This window comes from Flavobacterium collinsii (assembly GCF_902804485.1).
In the GTDB taxonomy this organism is placed as follows: domain Bacteria; phylum Bacteroidota; class Bacteroidia; order Flavobacteriales; family Flavobacteriaceae; genus Flavobacterium; species Flavobacterium collinsii.
In genome coordinates this window covers 146,012-163,347 of record NZ_CADCST010000098.1, presented here as the reverse complement: position 1 = coordinate 163,347, position 17,336 = coordinate 146,012, and the positions used below count along the sequence as shown (strand labels likewise).

General features: G+C 35.5%; 14 protein-coding genes. 5 read left to right on the top strand and 9 right to left on the bottom strand.

The genetic code is table 11. The features are described from left to right. Positions 1-92 precede the first annotated feature (92 nt). Complete coding sequence (locus tag FLA105534_RS15640; RefSeq protein WP_173967050.1) at positions 93-1,133, top strand: sensor histidine kinase; 1,041 nt, start codon at positions 93-95, stop codon at positions 1,131-1,133. A gap of 1 nt (position 1,134) precedes the next feature. Beyond that, on the top strand, positions 1,135-1,842 hold the full coding sequence (locus FLA105534_RS15635; RefSeq protein WP_173967049.1) for a LytR/AlgR family response regulator transcription factor: 708 nt from the start codon (positions 1,135-1,137) through the stop codon (positions 1,840-1,842). A gap of 253 nt (positions 1,843-2,095) precedes the next feature. On the opposite strand, the gene FLA105534_RS15630 is transcribed toward FLA105534_RS15635, so the two are convergent. Next, entirely contained in the window at positions 2,096-2,557 is a 462-nt protein-coding gene (locus FLA105534_RS15630; RefSeq protein ID WP_173967048.1) for a DUF1456 family protein, read from the bottom strand. A 308-nt stretch (positions 2,558-2,865) separates the two neighbouring features. Between FLA105534_RS15630 and FLA105534_RS15625 the strand changes: the two genes are divergently transcribed. Then, positions 2,866-5,997: a SusC/RagA family TonB-linked outer membrane protein gene (locus tag FLA105534_RS15625; protein WP_173967047.1), complete on the top strand. Its 3,132-nt coding sequence runs from the start codon at positions 2,866-2,868 to the stop codon at positions 5,995-5,997. Positions 5,998-6,007: 10 nt separating this feature from the next. Next, positions 6,008-7,540: a SusD/RagB family nutrient-binding outer membrane lipoprotein gene (locus FLA105534_RS15620; protein ID WP_173967046.1), complete on the top strand. Its 1,533-nt coding sequence runs from the start codon at positions 6,008-6,010 to the stop codon at positions 7,538-7,540. A 223-nt stretch (positions 7,541-7,763) separates the two neighbouring features. On the opposite strand, the gene FLA105534_RS15615 is transcribed toward FLA105534_RS15620, so the two are convergent. From FLA105534_RS15615 to FLA105534_RS15605, 3 genes are read right to left on the bottom strand one after another with little or no spacing between them, the layout of a single operon-like run. Continuing rightward, complete coding sequence (locus FLA105534_RS15615; RefSeq protein WP_173967045.1) at positions 7,764-8,801, bottom strand: aminotransferase class I/II-fold pyridoxal phosphate-dependent enzyme; 1,038 nt, start codon at positions 8,799-8,801, stop codon at positions 7,764-7,766. Positions 8,802-8,806: 5 nt separating this feature from the next. After that, positions 8,807-9,817, bottom strand: a complete 1,011-nt coding sequence (locus FLA105534_RS15610; RefSeq protein ID WP_173967044.1) for a dipeptide epimerase — start codon at positions 9,815-9,817, stop codon at positions 8,807-8,809. A gap of 16 nt (positions 9,818-9,833) precedes the next feature. After that, complete coding sequence (locus FLA105534_RS15605) at positions 9,834-10,637, bottom strand: alpha/beta hydrolase (protein ID WP_173967043.1); 804 nt, start codon at positions 10,635-10,637, stop codon at positions 9,834-9,836. Between the two features lie 56 nt (positions 10,638-10,693). Here FLA105534_RS15605 and FLA105534_RS15600 point away from each other — a divergent pair, with 56 nt between their 5' ends. Beyond that, a complete protein-coding gene (locus tag FLA105534_RS15600; protein WP_173967042.1) occupies positions 10,694-11,095 on the top strand; it encodes an excinuclease ABC subunit B in 402 nt (133 codons plus the stop codon). A gap of 56 nt (positions 11,096-11,151) precedes the next feature. Here FLA105534_RS15600 and FLA105534_RS15595 read toward each other — a convergent pair whose 3' ends face one another. The 5 genes from FLA105534_RS15595 to FLA105534_RS15575 form a co-directional block, all read right to left on the bottom strand. Further along, positions 11,152-12,381 carry a hypothetical protein gene (locus tag FLA105534_RS15595; RefSeq protein WP_173967041.1) on the bottom strand — a complete coding sequence of 410 codons (1,230 nt, stop codon included), beginning with the start codon at positions 12,379-12,381 and terminating at the stop codon, positions 11,152-11,154. Between the two features lie 122 nt (positions 12,382-12,503). Continuing rightward, positions 12,504-14,495 carry an excinuclease ABC subunit UvrB gene (gene uvrB, locus FLA105534_RS15590; RefSeq protein WP_173967040.1) on the bottom strand — a complete coding sequence of 664 codons (1,992 nt, stop codon included), beginning with the start codon at positions 14,493-14,495 and terminating at the stop codon, positions 12,504-12,506. A 126-nt stretch (positions 14,496-14,621) separates the two neighbouring features. Then, the gene (locus FLA105534_RS15585; protein WP_173967039.1) at positions 14,622-15,560 is read right to left on the bottom strand and encodes an alpha/beta fold hydrolase; all 939 of its coding nucleotides are present in this window, start codon (positions 15,558-15,560) and stop codon (positions 14,622-14,624) included. 89 nt (positions 15,561-15,649) lie between these two features. After that, the gene (gene rlmF, locus FLA105534_RS15580; protein WP_173967038.1) at positions 15,650-16,609 is read right to left on the bottom strand and encodes a 23S rRNA (adenine(1618)-N(6))-methyltransferase RlmF; all 960 of its coding nucleotides are present in this window, start codon (positions 16,607-16,609) and stop codon (positions 15,650-15,652) included. A gap of 57 nt (positions 16,610-16,666) precedes the next feature. After that, a complete protein-coding gene (locus FLA105534_RS15575) occupies positions 16,667-17,329 on the bottom strand; it encodes a thiamine diphosphokinase (RefSeq protein ID WP_173967037.1) in 663 nt (220 codons plus the stop codon). Positions 17,330-17,336 lie beyond the last annotated feature (7 nt).

Sequence of the window (17,336 nt, the reverse complement as noted above, 5' to 3'; positions counted from 1 at the left end):
TTGATGGTTCGTCACCCAAAATATAGGTTTTATATAAATGTAGTATTCATATGAAGTCATAGTTGTATTTTTGAAAGGATAATAACATTATTATGAAGCTAAAAATTCCATTGTCTTATCATATCTTTCTTTTTCTGGGCTTGTATATCACCTTTAACCTTTGGGAAATTGCGATTAACAATCGGGATCTGGATCTTGTATTCAACAGGATTTCCTTTATGTTTAACATTAGTTTTATAGTGGTAATCTTCATTGTCTATTTTTTAAATTTTTACACTTTTTGTAAATGGTTTTTAAACAAAAAGAAAATTCTTTTTTTTGTGATGAGTATTCCCGTCTCCCTGTTGATTTTTTCAGCAATACGTTATTTTGTCCAGGAAGTGATATTATATGAGCTTACCGGAATTCATAATTATGCAAAAGAAACCAGAGAGTTAAGCTATTATATTAAGGATAATTTTTTCTTTGGGCTTCCCGCTGTTATTTTGAGTAGTCTGGCTTATCTGTTTTTTCATTTTCAGGAAACGCAAAAACAAAATCAGGAATTAGTATTAGAAAATAAAAAGGCAGAACTTCAAATGTTGAAATCGCAGGTGAGTCCGCATTTTTTGTTTAATACTTTAAATTCCTTTTACAGTCAGTTGGTTTTGAAAGAAGATGAAATGGCTTCAGATATTTTAGTACTTTCGGATTTGCTGCGTTACGTAATTACAGAAACGGAAAAGGATGAGGTGTTGCTTTCTAAAGAAATTCAATTTGTACAAAACTATATTCATTTGCAGAAAAAAAGGTTTGAAGATCAGCTTTATTTAGATTTTGTAATTGAAGGGACTTATTCAACAGAAAAGATTCTTCCGTCGGTGCTGGTGCATTTTATTGAGAACGTTTTCAAACATGGAAAATTGAATAAAGAGGATGAGAAAGCGGTTATTGCTATCGTAATAAAAGAAAATTTTTTAGAGCTGTCAACCTTTAACTATAATGGTGCAGGTGAAAATTATTCTTCAACCGGAATTGGTTTTGATAATCTTAACAAACGTTTAGAGCATGCTTATAAAGGTGAGTTTACACTCGAGAAAATAGCAGAAAAGAATACCTTTAAAACTTATTTAAAAATACCATTAAAAAAGTAATATGAAATTGAAGTGTATCATTGTTGATGATGAACCGCCGGCAACGCGTATTCTGGAAAATTATATCGGGAAAGTATCTTTTTTGGAAAAAACAGCTGTTTTTAATGATGCGTTGAAAGCATTGGAATTTCTAAATACACATAGTGTTGATGTTATTTTTCTGGATATTCAGATGCCGCAACTAACGGGTTTGCAGCTTTCCAGAATCATTTCTAGAGAGATAAAAGTAATTTTTACAACGGCTTATCCCGATTTTGCTTTGGAGGGATTTGAATTAAATGCTGTTGATTATTTGTTGAAACCAATTGCTTTTGAACGGTTTTATCAGGCTGTTTCCAAACTAAATGGGGACTCAAAAACAGAAGTTATATCGAATAACAATTCGACTGATTTTATTTTTATTAAAACTGACGGAAAAAATAAATTTATAAAGTTGTTTTTAGATGAGATTTTATATGTAGAAAGTCTTCAGAATTATGTTTGTATTCATACGCTGAATCAGCAAATTATTACGCATTCGTCTTTAAAAAATGTAATCGAATCGCTGCCCGAAAGAAATTTTGTCCAGATACATAAATCGTACGTGGTGGCTTTAAAACAAATTGAATCGACAGATAGTTTCTCGGTTTTTGTCAATGGTAAAGAACTGCCAATTGGAGCTACTTTTAAAGATGCTTTTTTCGAACGAATTGATCAGAATAAGATATAGTTTTACTTTGATGGTGGTTTTTAACCGCAAAGGGCGCAAAAGTTTTTTTCTTAGGTTGCGCTTAGTAACCGCAAAGTTCGCAAAGTTTTTTTCTAGATTGTACTTAATAACCGCAAAGTTAGCAAAGTTTTTTCTTAGATTGTGCTTAATAACCGCAAAGTTCGCAAAGCTATATTTAGATAAAGCTTTGCGAACTTTGCGGTTGTATAGATTCTTATAATTAAAAATCCTTGCGCTCCTTGCGGTAAAAAAACTACTTTTTATTCTTACCGTTTTTGTACACTACTTTTTCTACCACTACTGGTTTTCCGTTGCCTTTTGGGAACTCTTTCTTTTTAGGTTTTCTGGCTGCCGAACTTGATTTTGATGAACTTTGATCGCCTCTCGCTCTTTCAGGATCTTTTGGAGCCGCTTTAAATTCTGGTCGGTTTGAACTGTCTTTCTTTGGGATTTCAGCTTTATGCTTGGCTAAAACATCATTTGGGTTTTTAGGGTTCTCTTTTGTTCCTCTTAAATGAATTACCAGTCCGTTTAAGAAATTACGCAAAACCTGATCGCCACATTCCATATAATTCTCATGATCTTCGGCTCTAAAAAAAGCGCCCAATTCTGATTTTGAAATTCTAAAATCTACTAATTCTAAAATTTCTACTATTTGGTCGTCACGGAGCATCAAAGCCACGCGAAGTTTTTTTAGGATATCGTTGTTCGTCATCGTTTAATTTTTTACAAAGGTACGTTTTAAATGTAATTTGATTGCAATTTATTGAGTGAGACGAAGTTTTTTTGCTACGAATTTCATGAATTTTCGCAAATTGTATTGCGTTCAAATTTAATTAGTGAAAATTCATGGAATTAGTTAATTAATTTGCTAGTGATGTGGTTTTAGCTGTTTTTTGCTTAAAAGGGTATTTATAAGAAATACCTTTAAGTTTTTGGTGTAAAAAAGGATATTTAGTGAAATAAAGTGTTAAATTACGGGTCTAACAAACCAAATTATTAACCATTTTTAACTAAATTTTTATGAAACAAAAGAATTTCACCTTTTCCTTCGTTTTGTTCTTACTTGCTTCAGGCATACTGTTTGCACAAAAAATAACGGTAAAAGGAAGCGTAACAGATGAGAGGGGAGTTTCAATGCCAGGTGTAAATATCCTGGAAAAAGGAACATCCAATACTGCTACTTCAGGTTTAGACGGGGATTTTGCCATTAGCGTAAATAAAGGATCAATCCTGCTATTTTCGTTCGTTGGGTACAAAATGAATGAAGCTACCGTAACAGGAAGTATTTTGAATGTAAAGATGAATCCGGATTCCAAAGAGTTGGATGCAGTGACGGTAACTGCTTTTGGTATAAAAAATAAAACAAAATCTTTGGGTTATGCCAGCCAGACTTTGAAAGCTTCGGATATCGAAAGACCGGGCCAATTAAATGCTCTTGAGAGTTTGCAAGGAGGAGTAGCGGGAGTAACCATAAGTAAAACTTCCGGAGGAGTTGGCGCAGGTGTAGATATTGTTATTCGTGGTGTTTCTTCTTTAGATCCATCTAATAATAATCAACCTTTGATAATTATTGATGGTAACCCTGTAAATAATTCTACGGCTATAGGAAATGTAGCTCCCTCAAAAGGCTCTAATTCAGTGAGTAGCGGAGAACAGTTTTCATTTTCTAACAGAGCAATAGATATTAATCCAGAGGATATCGAAAGCTATACTGTGCTTAAAGGAGCCGGTGCTACAGCATTGTATGGTATTTTGGCTGGTAATGGTGTGATTATTATCACTACTAAAAAAGGAAAAGAAGGAAAACCAAAAATTAATATCAATTCCAGCATTTCTTTTAGTGAGGTAAATCATTATCCGGAGCTGCAATCCAAATATAGAGAAGGTCTAAACGGAGCTTCTTATGTAAAAAGTACCGTATCGGATAACCCCAGTGGTTTTGAATGGGTAAATCCTGCAAGCCCGGGAGGATTCTGGAGTTTTGGACCGGAATATTCCAGTTCAGATGGTGCAGGAATTAAATACAGAAATTTTTATAAAGATTTCTTTAAAACGGGTGTGACTCAAAATTTAGGTGTGAGTGTAAGCGGAGGAACAGAGAAAATCAATTATTTTGTATCTGCTTCTACCAGTAAAGATGATGGTATTGTACCAAACACTTCTTACCAAAGAAAAACTTTCAAAGCAAATGGAGGGTATCAGATTTCTGATAAATTTAAAATAGGGTCTTCTTTTGCTTACACAAAATCCGGAGGTATAAGATCTAATAATGGAGACAAATCGGTTATGAGTTCTCTGGCCTATTGGTCACCCTCTATTGATGTAAATGATTATCTTACCGCTGCCGGTAAAGAAAAAGATTATACAAATGGTATTATCGATCAGCCAAGATATTTTACTTCTGTAAGTAATTTAAAAGATGATGTAAATCGTATTATTGCTTCGGCCGATTTTAATTATCAGGCAACTTCATGGTTGAACTTTGTGTATAGAGCTAGTGTAGATAATTATTCTGAAACGAGAAACAGATATGTTCCTGCTAATCTTGATGTGGGAACAGCCGTAAATGGTTTTATTCTGGATGAAAATATTGGTTTTACGGGACTCAATTCCAGTTTTGTGATTACGGCCAATAAAAAATTTGGAAATTTTAATACCACCCTTACCTTAGGAAATCAAATTTTGGATACCAAAAACACCTATTCAAATGTAAGAGGAGAAGGGATTTTTATTACAGATTTTAATAATATTTCTAATGCGACCAATTTGTTTGCTTATAATTCGGGTGAAGAGCGGGTAAGAAACGTGGGAAACTTTTTTGAAGCAAAAACAGATTATAAAGAAATTATTTATCTGGGTGTTACGGGGCGATACGATCAGGTATCTACTTTGCCGATAAAGAATAATAAATTTGATTATTATTCTGCGAATTTGTCTTTTCTTTTTGGAGATCTGATAGACCAGAACAAATCTATTTTGTCTTATGGAAAATTAAGAACATCTTGGGCACAAAGCGGAAAAACGCCTCCGTTTGCGATCTTTAGAAAAAATATAAAAGATGTAAACTTTCCATTCAACGGAGTTGGAGGAGTATCTGCTACATCTGTTGATGCCAATCCAAATTTGAAAGCCGAAATTATATCGACTTGGGAAATAGGGACAGATTTACGTTTTTTTAGAGATAGAATACGATTGGAATATACTTATTTTAACAGAGTTAGTGATGATCAGATTATTCAAAGAATCGTGCCACAATCCTCTTCAATTACTGCATTTTGGGACAATGGGGGATCTTTAAAAACAACAGGAAACGAATTGACTTTAGGTGCAGATTGGTTTAAAAATCCAAAGTTTAGTTGGACATCTACGCTAAATTTTACACAGTATAAAACTAAAGTTACAGAACTGCCTTTTGAAAATATTATTTTCGGATATGACTCTCAGGCTACCAATATAACTTCACAAGTACGTTTGGGCGATGCAGCGGGAACACTTTATGGCCAGTCCTGGCAACGAGTAGACGGTAAAGTAGTGATTGGTGCAAACGGATTGCCTGTTTTTAATAAAACAAGTACGGGAGCCATAGCAATAGGCAAGATTGGTGAGGCTTTTCCAGACTGGGTAGCTACTCTAAACAATACGATCAAAATTAAAAATTTTGATATCGGTTTTTTGCTGGAATATAAAAAAGGCGGAGATGCGTATGATACAGCCAGAAGAAATGGAATTAGAAATGGTGTTCTGGGAGTTACGGCTGACAGAAGCGAAACTGCCGTTTTAGACGGTGTAAAATCTGATGGAGCGGGAGGATATGTGCCTAATGATATCCCCATAAATAAATCGTTACGCAACAATTATTACAACAATACGATTTATAATACAGCTGCAGATGCTCTTATACAGGATGCCTCCTGGTTTAAGCTTAGAAATGTGTCGGTTACTTATAACATGACCAAAGAAGCATTAAAAACCATTGGTGTTTCTAATTTGTCTTTTACCGTATCGGGTAGTAATTTTTTGATTTGGACACCATTTGATGGTTTCGATCCGGAAGGTTCCAGCTACAGTGCCGGTACCAATGTTTACGGATTTACAGGTTTGACCACTCCGCTTACACAATCATATTCATTTAGTATTAATCTAGGATTTTAATTTATAAAAGATGAAAAATATAATCAAAACATTCTTGATAATAAGCATTGTCCTGACAACTTATAGCTGTAGCGATGATTATTTTGATATAAATACACCAGGAAATGTAATACCTGATGCGAATAAGAATCTAAAAGATTTATTGGGGCCTGCAATTTACTATACATTTGATGCTCAGTATGCTGCTGCGACCAGAGTTTCTTTGCTAACGCAATATACTTCCTCAGCACTTAATTCGTCAGTAGGGGTAGACAATCATTACGAAGAATCCTTAGATAGTTATTGGTCTTCTGCGTATGTAAAGGCTTTAGGAAATCTGAAAGAAGTAGCCGATAAAGCTGATGAAACAAAATCATCACATTACAAGGGCATTGTTCAAATTTTACAAGCAGTAAATTTTGGATTGTTGACGGATCTGTACGGAGATATACCTTTTTCGCAGGCGTCTTTGGCAGCACAGAATTTTAAGCCGGAATATGACGGCCAGGAAGAGGTCTACAAAGGTATAAACAACCTGTTAGATCAGGGAATTGCCAATTTATCGGCTCCTAACACATCCTCTTTTGCTCCGGGAAAAGAAGACCTTGTTTATGGCGGAAATGTTGAAAAATGGATAAAAGCCGCCTATAGCTTTAAAGCGAGATATGCACTGCACTTATCAAAAATTAATGCAACAACTGCTGCCAGTACAGTAGTTTCTTATTTGGCAAAAGGAATAACCTCCAATGCAGATGACTTTCAATTGATTTACAATAAAGTACAGACAAATCCGTGGTATAATAACCAATTAGGACTTAATACCGGAAATGCATCTTATTTGATAACTAAACAATTTATTGGTTTTATGAACGGAAGTACATTTACTTTTAAAACGGTAACGATGGATCCCAGAATGCCATTACTGATTGATCTTAGAAGTTATCCTGTAACAGATGGGGTTGTGAATCCTAAAGATCCAAATCCTAATGTTCCGGGGAATTATATTGGTGGAGAACCTGGCCAGGGATCAAAAGGAACACCGGCACCTAATGCTAAAATAGGGCTGTATTCTTATTATTCAAAAATAGATTCACCAGTTGTTATTTTGTCCTTTTCTGAAGTTAAACTAATGCAGGCTGAAGCACAATTTATTTTAAATGGAGGTAATGCGACAAGTACCGGAACAAATGCAACAGGGTATAGCGCCTATATGGATGCTATTGGGGCAAATATGGATAAATTGGGAGTTTCCGGTCCTGATAAAAATGCTTATTTAGGAGATGCTTCTATTAATAAAGGTGCCGCTAGTTTACAATTGAAAGATATTATGAGGCAAAAAAATATAGTACTCTATTTGAACTGCGAAACATTTAATGATTACAGAAGATATGATTTTTCTACAAACGTTTTTCCGGGATTAGCCCTGCCAAAAGCTGCTGATCCTGCTAATGGAGGAAAATGGATAAGACGATTTATTTATTCTACTAACGAAAGAAACGCGAATAAAGCAAATTATGAATTAAACTTTAAATCAATGGTCACACCGGTTTGGTGGGATAAATAAAAACGAAAGCGGCTCTGATCAAAAAATCAGAGCCGTTTTTTTATAAGCTGCTGCTTTGATTCAAAACTTCAATTACTTGGTCTAAACATCTTTAGTGTGATTGTTTTACCAAATTGGATTGCGATTTTTTGAGCTGGGCGAAGTTTTTTTGCCACGAATTTTCGCAAATTGGATTGCGTTTAAATTTAATTAGTGAAAATTAGTGAAATTCGTGGCAACCTTTTTATTTCCTGTTCTGGCTATTTTCGTTTAAGATATTTATTAATTTATCCAGATCTTCGGGAAGATGATTGGCTGTGATCACAATTCGATTTAGAGGAGCCGTGTCTTTTTGGTATTTGAAATTGGCAATAATAATTTTATTTGCTTCCAGTATTTCGATTAGATTTTCATCTTCTAAATAAATCAAAGGATACGTTTTATCAAATTTTATATGCTCACTTTTGATAAGTTTTGTATCCAGATAATGTAGATTCTCCATTAATTTTTGATGCTGAACACGATAAATTTCCGATGCATCGGCCAGTGTCTGAACAAAAGCGGGATTCATTCCGGCAGCTGAAATAAAAGTATCCGAATTTTTGATCTGATTAATGAAAGAAACATCACTGGCAATGACGCCGCCGCTTAACCCCATTGCTTTTCCTAAAGACGAAACCATAATTTTACGTTCAATTGGAAGGTCAGTATAGGAATAAATTCCACAACCATTTTTTCCCAAAACTCCAAGCGAATGGGATTCATCAATAAGTAAAGTGATTTCTTTATGATTGGGGATTTCTTTTAAGAGGGATAAATCAACGGCTTTGGTTTGATGTGAGGGAACTCCGTCAGTAAGAATGCTGATTTTTTCTGCTTTAGCATCCAGTAAACGCGGATTTATTTGGTTATTTAAAAATACGGGTAAACTATTAGGTGTTTTAATTGCAGTATGCAAGTCTGAAAAATGAAAGAAACAATCAGTGGTTTTATATAATTGTTCGATGACCAATTTTCCGGCCAGCATTCCCGATGATACCGTAACAGCACTTTCGGCCTGTATGTGACGGGCGAGAAAAGCCTCACCATTTTCATAAGCCGTTAGTTTTATATTGGCATTGCGGGAGCTGCCGTAAGTAGTTCCCCATCTCAGTATATTTTTAATGACCAAATCCTGAAAAGCTTTGTTTGTAGGTAATCCCAAATAAGCCGTTCCTCCAAAATACAAATAGTGTTCCTGATTGATTTCGATGATTCTGTCTGGAAATTGATCGACGTTCATAATAATTAGATTAAAGTAACTCCAGTTCCGTTAAGCTTAGAATAATGAATTACACCATTTTTTATCGTTACACCGGTCGCAATATCCTCGGCTAGAAGTAGGGCTCCATCCATATCCACATAATCCAGCTGAGGCAGCAAATGAGCAATAGCCGAGATTCCCACAGTCGATTCGGTCATGCAGCCCACCATCGTTTTGAGTCCTAATTTTTTGGCTTCTTCGATCATGCGTTTTCCGGGAGTCAGACCTCCGCATTTTACAAGTTTTACATTTACGCCATGAAAATGGTTGAAACATTTGGCGACATCTTCTTCAATAATGCAGCTTTCGTCGGCTATTACAGGTAAGACCGAATGTTTAAAAACTTCCTTATGGGCTTCCCAGTCATTGGCTTTCATGGGCTGTTCGAGGAATTCTACACCTAGTTTTTTGAGCTCAATGGCGTTGTTTATGGTTTCCTCAACATCCCAACCGCAATTGGCATCGATTCTGAAAATGGCATCGGTATGTTTTCGAAGCTCTTTTACAATAGCAATGTCTTCTTTGGTACCCAGTTTAATTTTGTAAATAGGCCAGGGAAGCTCCTGCATTTTCGAAACCATTTTTTCTATAGAAGCAATACCAATTGTGTAATCTGTCATGGGATTTCGATTAATAGTGTAATTCCATAAATCGTATAGTTTTTTGCCTTTTTTGCGTGCATACAGGTCGTTATAAGCCATGTCTAACGCACATAAAGCAAACATGTCATTCTTTAAATACGGATAGATTTTGGTCCAGAAAATTTCAGGAGTTTCATCTGCTGTGTTTTCGATAATGTTTCTGATTTTTTCTAAATCCTGAATCATTACCGGAACAGTTGTTTTGTAATAGGGATTTGAAGTGGCTTCTCCAAAACCTGAAAAGCCATCGCTTTTAAGCTCCACAATCAGTGAAGGCTGAAAATCAATCGATTCTCTGGAAATGGTAAAAGTATGTTTGAGTTTTAGATTGTATTCTCTTAAAATTAATTCCATAAGTCTGTTTTTTTAGTTAATACCCCAGCCAGATTATAGCTTTTGTAAAACCATCACGCCAAAGTTTTTCATTATGTTCACCCCCTTTTACAATTTTAGATTTAGTCAGATGGAGACAATAACAGCGTTTCGTATCTAATAAACGCTCCATTTTTGTCATATCTTTCACCATATCATCGCTTTCTTTGTCTCCGCATAAAAAATAAATTTTGGTTTTGATTTTAGGAGTTTGTGCTGTTAATGTATAAATGTCATTTGAAAACCAGAAGGATGGTGAGAATATGCCTGCTTTTCCAAAGGTTTCCGGGTATTTTAACAAGGCGTAATACGAAACTAATCCGCCAAGCGAACTTCCCATAATAAGGGTGTTTTTTGCCTTGGTTTTTGTTTTGTAATTCTGGTCGATATACGGTTTTAAGGTTTTTACAATAAAATCGAGATAGTTATCGGCATTTCCTCCACCATATTTTTCATTTTTATAGGGCGTCAATTCGTTTAAACGGTTGTCATTTCCGTGTTCAATACCCACTACAATTACGGGTGCTTTAAGACTATCCAGTTTTTCGTCTACATTCCATTCGCCTGCATACGAGGTTTTGGCGTCAAACAAATTTTGAGCATCGTGCATATACATCACGGAGTATCTCTTTTTGGCTGTAGCCGAATAACCATCAGGAAGATAAAGCAATATTTTTTTGGTTGTTTTTAATTGAGGGGCTTCAATCGTAAAAGTCGATACGTTTTTGGATGCAGTATTGATCTGTGCGCTGGCGATAACCATTACCCATAAGAAACTAAAAAAGAAAAATCTCCTAATCATGAGTACTGTTGCGTTTTAGATTTAAAAACAATATTTTAGCTAAAAATAATAAATTGATGAATACCGAAACAGAAAAGAGAAGTTTACTTTTAGAAATGATTGCTTTTTCTACCGTTGACGGGCAGTTGCATAAGAGAGAGTATGATTTTTTGTGGCTGGTAGCCCAGGAGCTCAATATTGGTCCGGATGTTTTCCGTGATTTATTTCATCAGGAAAGCGCTGGTACTGTTATAAAATCGGAGTTTCAGCGCATTCAGCAATTTTACAGACTGGCATTGATTATGTATTGTGACGGTATTTTGCATGAAAAAGAAGCAAAAGCCATACAGCAAATTTCCATTGAAATGGGATTGAATCCAAACGCTACCAGACGTGTTTTAGATTTAATGAAAAATGCGCCAAACGCTATAATTGACCCCAAAGTTTTATTGAAAGTTTTTCAGGAACAGCACAATTAGTTTTACAACAGTTTTGATCGTTTGAACGAAGCCGATGCCATTTAAAACAAAGAAGGTTAGCCTTTTTTAATAGACATTTTTAAACCTATACCGGTTTGAAAATCGGGCGCATTGTCTAAATTTAAATCTTCTCTGAAGTATATAAAATAAGAAAATCTTTTTGTAGAGTAGGTACAGATAAAATTCCATCCTTCTAAGTTTTCGTATAAATGAGAGATCGTTTTTTGCCAATGGGTATTTATTCTTTCTCCCGTCAGAACGATATAATCCCGCTCATTTTTTTTGTTATAAGAAGTCTGAAAATTATAATTAATGCCATACGAAATACGGTTGTTGTTTTTGAGTTTTACCTTATAATCAATAAGACCTTCAAAACTATAAAAGAAATTCTGACTGCTGATGTTTACACGGTCGCCATATTCTAAAAAATGCTGTCGTAAAACTCCTGCGCTGGCACCAAAACTTAGAATGTTTTTGTTTTTAATGATTTTCTTTTTCAGAATAGAAGCAGAAACTCCAAAATCAGCTACAGGATTATATTTGGAAGTGTTAATGCCAAGTTGCGTTCCGAAATTCAGATAGATATGATGCTTTTCATTCATTTCTAATTTGGGATAATAGTTGTAATTGATATCAATTCCGGGAATGGTAAAATTGCCATTATTCATTGTCAGAACCTTATCGTTTTCGTCCTTATATGAGATTCCGGCTTTATTGAGACCATAATGTCGACGTGAAAACGGATCTTCGCCACCAGCAATATTACTGTGAAACCATTCGATTGTTTCATCCGAAGTAAAAATTGAGTAGGGATATTTTCCACCATCGAGAGAATTCATTCGCAAACCGAAATTAAGTTCGTGGTGAACCGTGATGGGTAAAGTAAAAGTGAATCGATACGATCGAATAACTCCATCTGCAAAAAACTCTTTAGTATTGGCAGGAACTTTATTTAAATCGAAAGAAAACTCCCGTGTATGCCAAGGCAAATTTTTGGCTATTTTTTGGTCGTTAGGATCTGTTAATTCGTATGATTTAACATAAGGAAGAACAACATTACCGCTCGAAACTTCAAATGAAAAAGAGTATTTGTCAGGAGAACGAACATTAAAACTGTGATTTAACCTCGAAATATAAATTCCTAAGGGATGATTAGAAAGAATATTTGGTTTTATAATGTCCGAAGAATTTTCTATTTCTTTATTCCAAAAATCGTTATTTTCAGATTGTGCGACAGCATGAGTGTTGAAACCAAAAAAAGTAAAAAGGAATAAAAGATATTTCATTTCAGAGTTTAAAATTTTTGTTAAAACTAGTGAATTTGAAATTCCTTATAAAATATTTCTTAAATAATTTTAAGAATAAATTCTTCTTTTATTTTTTTGTACGTTATTTTAAAATGATGTGTTTAAGGCAGTTGTTCCTGAAGTTTTTTAATATCGTCACGTAGTTTCGCAGCTTGTAAAAAGTCCAGTTCTTTTGCTGCTTTCTCCATTGATTTTCGTTTTTCACGAATCATTTTTTCCAGTTCCGGTTTAGATAAATAAACGGTTTCAGGTTCTGCTGCTGTCGGTAAAGTATGTCCTAATTCATATTCCACCAGTGGATTTTTAGTAAAAGCACTGTCGATTTTTTTGTTTAAGGCCTGAGGGGTAATATTATTTTCAGTATTAAAATTGATCTGTTTGGCTCTGCGATAATTGGTTTCGTCAATCGTTTTTTGCATACTCGCCGTAATCTTATCGGCATACATAATTGCTTTTCCGTTCAGGTTCCTTGCGGCACGACCAATAGTTTGTGTAAGTGATCTGTGACTTCTTAAAAAGCCTTCTTTATCAGCATCTAAAATAGCAACAAGTGAAACTTCAGGTAAATCCAATCCTTCACGAAGTAAGTTTACTCCAATTAGAACATCAAAAATACCTTTACGCAAATCCTGCATGATTTCGATACGCTCTAAAGTATCTACATCGGAGTGTATATAGCGACAACGAATGTTTACTTTAGTCAAATATTTGGCAAGTTCCTCGGCCATTCTTTTTGTCAGAGTAGTTACCAGAACTCTTTCGTCTAATTCGCAGCGAACCTGAATTTCTTCGATCAAATCATCAATCTGATTCAAACTGGGTCTAATTTCAATAATTGGATCTAATAATCCGGTTGGACGAATGACTTGTTCTACATAAATTCCGTCTGTTTTCTGTAGTTCATAATCGGCAGGTGTCGCAGATACGTAGATTACCTGATTCTGCATGGCTTCAAATTCTTCAAATTTCAAAGGTCGGTTGTCCATTGCGGCTGGCAAACGGAAACCGTATTCCACCAGATTTTCTTTTCGGCTACGGTCACCTCCGTACATAGCGTGAACCTGTGAAATTGTCACGTGACTTTCGTCGACTACCATCAGATAATCACTTGGGAAGTAGTCTAGCAAACAGAAAGGACGGGTTCCGGCTTCTCTTCCGTCAAGGTATCTTGAGTAGTTCTCAATTCCGGAGCAATATCCTAATTCGCGAATCATTTCTAAATCAAAATTGGTACGTTCTTCCAGACGTTTTGCTTCCAGATGTTTTCCTATTTCTTTAAAATAATCGACTTGTTTGACCAAATCCTGCTGGATTTCCCAAATAGCATTTTGTAAAACATCAGGAGAGGTCACAAACATATTGGCAGGGTAAATCGTCAGTCGTTGGAATTTTTCAATGACTTGAGAAGTCTTGGCATCAAAGGACTCTATTTCCTCGATTTCATCACCAAAGAAATGAATTCTAAAGGCATCATCAGCATAACTTGGATATACTTCTACTGTATCTCCCTTGATTCTGAATGTTCCGGGAGTAAAATCTGCCTCTGTTCTGGAGTATAAACTCTGAACGAGGCTATGTAATAATTTAGTTCGGGAGATGACCTGATCTCTCGATATTTCAATGACGTTTTTTTGAAATTCAACAGGATTTCCAATACCATACAAGCAGGAAACCGAAGCTACGACTAAAATATCACGACGTCCTGAAAGCAGGGAAGACGTAGTACTCAAACGCATTTTTTCCAGCTCCTCATTGATGGACAGATCTTTCTCAATGAACACTCCGCTAACTGGCATAAAAGCTTCCGGCTGATAATAATCGTAGTAAGAAACAAAGTATTCTACAGCATTATTGGGAAAGAATTGCTTGAATTCGGAATACAACTGGGCAGCTAACGTTTTGTTGTGGGCCAAAACCAAAGTTGGTCTCTGAACTTCCTGAATGACATTAGCTACTGTAAAGGTTTTTCCGGATCCCGTAACCCCTAACAGAGTTTGATATTTCTCACCATCAATAATGCCTTGTGAAAGTTTTTCAATTGCTTGCGGCTGATCACCTTTTGGACTGTATTCAGAGGATACTTGGAAATTCATTTTTGGACGATGAAAGATTAGTTTTGTAAAGATACAAAGTTTGGATTCTATATAAAAACTAAAAAAAAAGCACGAATCAAACGGGTTAGATTTACAGTGATTTTTTTGCAAGGACTATGTCTTTATCTATTCTAGGAAGTCAATCATAGCGTCATTCACTATTTTGGATTGATCGATTGATAGAAAATGCCCTGCATCTGATATTATTTTTGTCTGACTATAGATTAAAAACTTTTTCGCTCTTTCTAAACTTTCTTCTGAATTGATGACATCGCGATCTCCAATTAAAATCAAAACCGGGTTAGTGATTGATTTCAGTTCATCATCTGAAAAAGGGTGCATTCTGAACATGCTTGAATTTGATTTTCCATATTTATTGGCCAGATAGAATTGCTTTTTGTAAACAGGACTGATCTTTTCGGGATGAGTAGAAAAAGTTTTCAGGGTTTTTTCGAATTTCTTTTCATTTGGGAAAAGCTTCAACATTAGGGCGGAAGTTGTTTTTCCGACTTTATCTATAAATTTAAAAGTTTGTGCGGGGCTTAATAATACTATTTTATCGATAGAATTTCCTTTTTGGGCAGCTAATAATGTTGCAATCCAGCCACCACGTGATGCTCCTATGAGATCAAATTTCTTTAATTTGTAGTGATCGAAAATTTCGTTGTATAAGATAATAATTTCTTCTGAGGAAAGAGACTTAGAGGTCAAAGTCGACTTTCCGGGTTCCATTATAAAATCAATTGCATAAATGCGATGTTTTTTGGAGAGCGCTTTTATGTTGGGATACCACATGGTAGAACTTGCGTCCATTCCATGGAGTAATACGAGATCCTTGCCGTTTTTTGGCCCTGCAACAATCACATGAGCAGTTCCGTAAGTTGTTTTTATGTTTTCTTCAGTATAGGGGATATCCCAAAGTTTCAAAGCCTGATTGTAAGAATCTATGTAAGCTTGATTTTCGCTTTTTGTTTTAAAAACATAATCGTCAAATTTCGCTTTTTTGGAAGAAGCGCAACTTGCAAGCAAAAACAATATTGTTAAGCTGAAGAAAAATTTTGGCATAGGAATAAAATTCAAATTACTTTAAAGGTACAAAAAATGTAAACCCTAAGATTATCAGGATTTAATTTTAAAGTATTAGAATTTCAATGTTAGGCGTTTTCAGACTTCCAGCCCTTTTGCTGTGCTTCACTTAAAAAAGTCCAGGCTACAATTCGGCTTGTTTTTTGTCCCTGTGCCATATCGATTGTTTTGATAGAAGCTGCATTTACTTTGTTTAATGTTTTATAAATACTGGAAAGATTGTCTCTTTTTGAAACCAGTGTGGTAAACCATAAACACTGCATGGCATATCTGGCGCTTTCATAAATCATTTGAGTTACAAAACCTATTTCGCCTCCATCGCACCATAATTCAGCATTTTGGCCTCCAAAGTTTAGAACAGGATTTACTGTTTTCTTTTCCTTTGGATTTAAATTCGAAACCTTACGAACAGTACTTTGATTAGCATCTTCGGCCGAAGAATGAAAAGGTGGGTTACACATCGTAAAAGTAAAACGATCTTCGGGGGTGATGATATTTTTAAAAATAAAGCGGGATTCTGTTTGTTGCTGAAGGCTTATGGCCTCAATCAGTTTTGGGTTGGCTTCAATAATTTTACTGCAATTTTCGATCGCTTTTTCATCAATATCTGTTCCTACGAAACTCCAGTCGTAAATTGCATTTCCTAAAATAGGATAGATACAATTTGCACCTGTACCGACATCTAAACCTAAAACTGATGCTCCTTGCGGAATATTTCCGTTGTTGGTTTCGGCTAGTAAATCGGCCAGATAATGAATGTAATCCGTTCTTCCGGGAATGGGCGGACAAAGATAGTTTTTAGGAATATCCCAGTTTTGTATGTCGTAATAGGTTTGTAGTAAAGCTTTGTTCAGTAGTTTTACTGAAAGAGGGTTACTGAAATCAATAGTTTCAATTCCATGAATGTTTACGGCAACCTGTGCTTTTAACTCAGGACAATTCGCGATAAGAAGTTCGAAATCATAACGCGAACGATGAAGATTTCGAGGATGTAAATTGTTTTTTTCGGAATTGTCTGTTGCTTTCATTTTTGTAAATTTCCGTGCAAAGATAGGTATTCCTTTCTTAGGAAACGTCTTGTAAAATTAATCCATGCATTCCATCAACAGCAAATCACCATTGGTGTGGGTAATTGTTACTAAACCATCCTGAAGAACAGAATTACTGCTTCCGGTTCTGTAGCCAATTGTTAAGGTATCGTTTATAAGAGGATAGAGCAAATTGGTAGAGTAAATTCCGTCAACAATCCCAATCGGAATCAATGAAATGGGAGTTTTTGCGGTATACCATTTCTCGAATTTACGGGGCAGTAAAAATACTTTTGAATGATCGTCAAGAATAACAATTTTAAGCAAATCGCGGTAACGGGCAATGTTGGTAATATTGGTAATGGTATGGTCTGCACGTTTTCCGGTGGCCCAGACAACATTTACAGCAGGGATCTTCCGATCGATTAAATAATCAAAAGCTTTCTCCAAATCGGTTTTGTCCTGATCTGGTGTATGAACAATTTCGATAGGGTATTGTGTCGTTTTGTAAATTTCAGGATCAAAACCACGGTCGAAATCGCCCAGAAGAACATCGACTTTTATACCCAGTTCAATTACTCTCTCTATGGCCGAATCTAGTACAATAACGAGTGGTGACCATTCTAGTAATTGTCCTAATAACTCTGGGTTGCATGCTGCTCCGTTGGCAATAATTAAAGCGGGTTCCTGGTCGTCGCGTACGATATGGTGTGAAGACATTTATTTT

Bases quoted from the DNA above. Each gene is read 5' to 3' on its own strand.
- FLA105534_RS15640 (WP_173967050.1), top strand. From the start codon at position 93: ATGAAGCTAAAAATTCCATTGTCTTATCATATCTTTCTTTTTCTGGGC.
- FLA105534_RS15635 (WP_173967049.1), top strand. From the start codon at position 1,135: ATGAAATTGAAGTGTATCATTGTTGATGATGAACCGCCGGCAACGCGT.
- FLA105534_RS15630 (WP_173967048.1), bottom strand. From the start codon at position 2,557: ATGACGAACAACGATATCCTAAAAAAACTTCGCGTGGCTTTGATGCTC.
- FLA105534_RS15625 (WP_173967047.1), top strand. From the start codon at position 2,866: ATGAAACAAAAGAATTTCACCTTTTCCTTCGTTTTGTTCTTACTTGCT.
- FLA105534_RS15620 (WP_173967046.1), top strand. From the start codon at position 6,008: ATGAAAAATATAATCAAAACATTCTTGATAATAAGCATTGTCCTGACA.
- FLA105534_RS15615 (WP_173967045.1), bottom strand. From the start codon at position 8,801: ATGAACGTCGATCAATTTCCAGACAGAATCATCGAAATCAATCAGGAA.
- FLA105534_RS15610 (WP_173967044.1), bottom strand. From the start codon at position 9,817: ATGGAATTAATTTTAAGAGAATACAATCTAAAACTCAAACATACTTTT.
- FLA105534_RS15605 (WP_173967043.1), bottom strand. From the start codon at position 10,637: ATGATTAGGAGATTTTTCTTTTTTAGTTTCTTATGGGTAATGGTTATC.
- FLA105534_RS15600 (WP_173967042.1), top strand. From the start codon at position 10,694: ATGAATACCGAAACAGAAAAGAGAAGTTTACTTTTAGAAATGATTGCT.
- FLA105534_RS15595 (WP_173967041.1), bottom strand. From the start codon at position 12,381: ATGAAATATCTTTTATTCCTTTTTACTTTTTTTGGTTTCAACACTCAT.
- uvrB (WP_173967040.1), bottom strand. From the start codon at position 14,495: ATGAATTTCCAAGTATCCTCTGAATACAGTCCAAAAGGTGATCAGCCG.
- FLA105534_RS15585 (WP_173967039.1), bottom strand. From the start codon at position 15,560: ATGCCAAAATTTTTCTTCAGCTTAACAATATTGTTTTTGCTTGCAAGT.
- rlmF (WP_173967038.1), bottom strand. From the start codon at position 16,609: ATGAAAGCAACAGACAATTCCGAAAAAAACAATTTACATCCTCGAAAT.
- FLA105534_RS15575 (WP_173967037.1), bottom strand. From the start codon at position 17,329: ATGTCTTCACACCATATCGTACGCGACGACCAGGAACCCGCTTTAATT.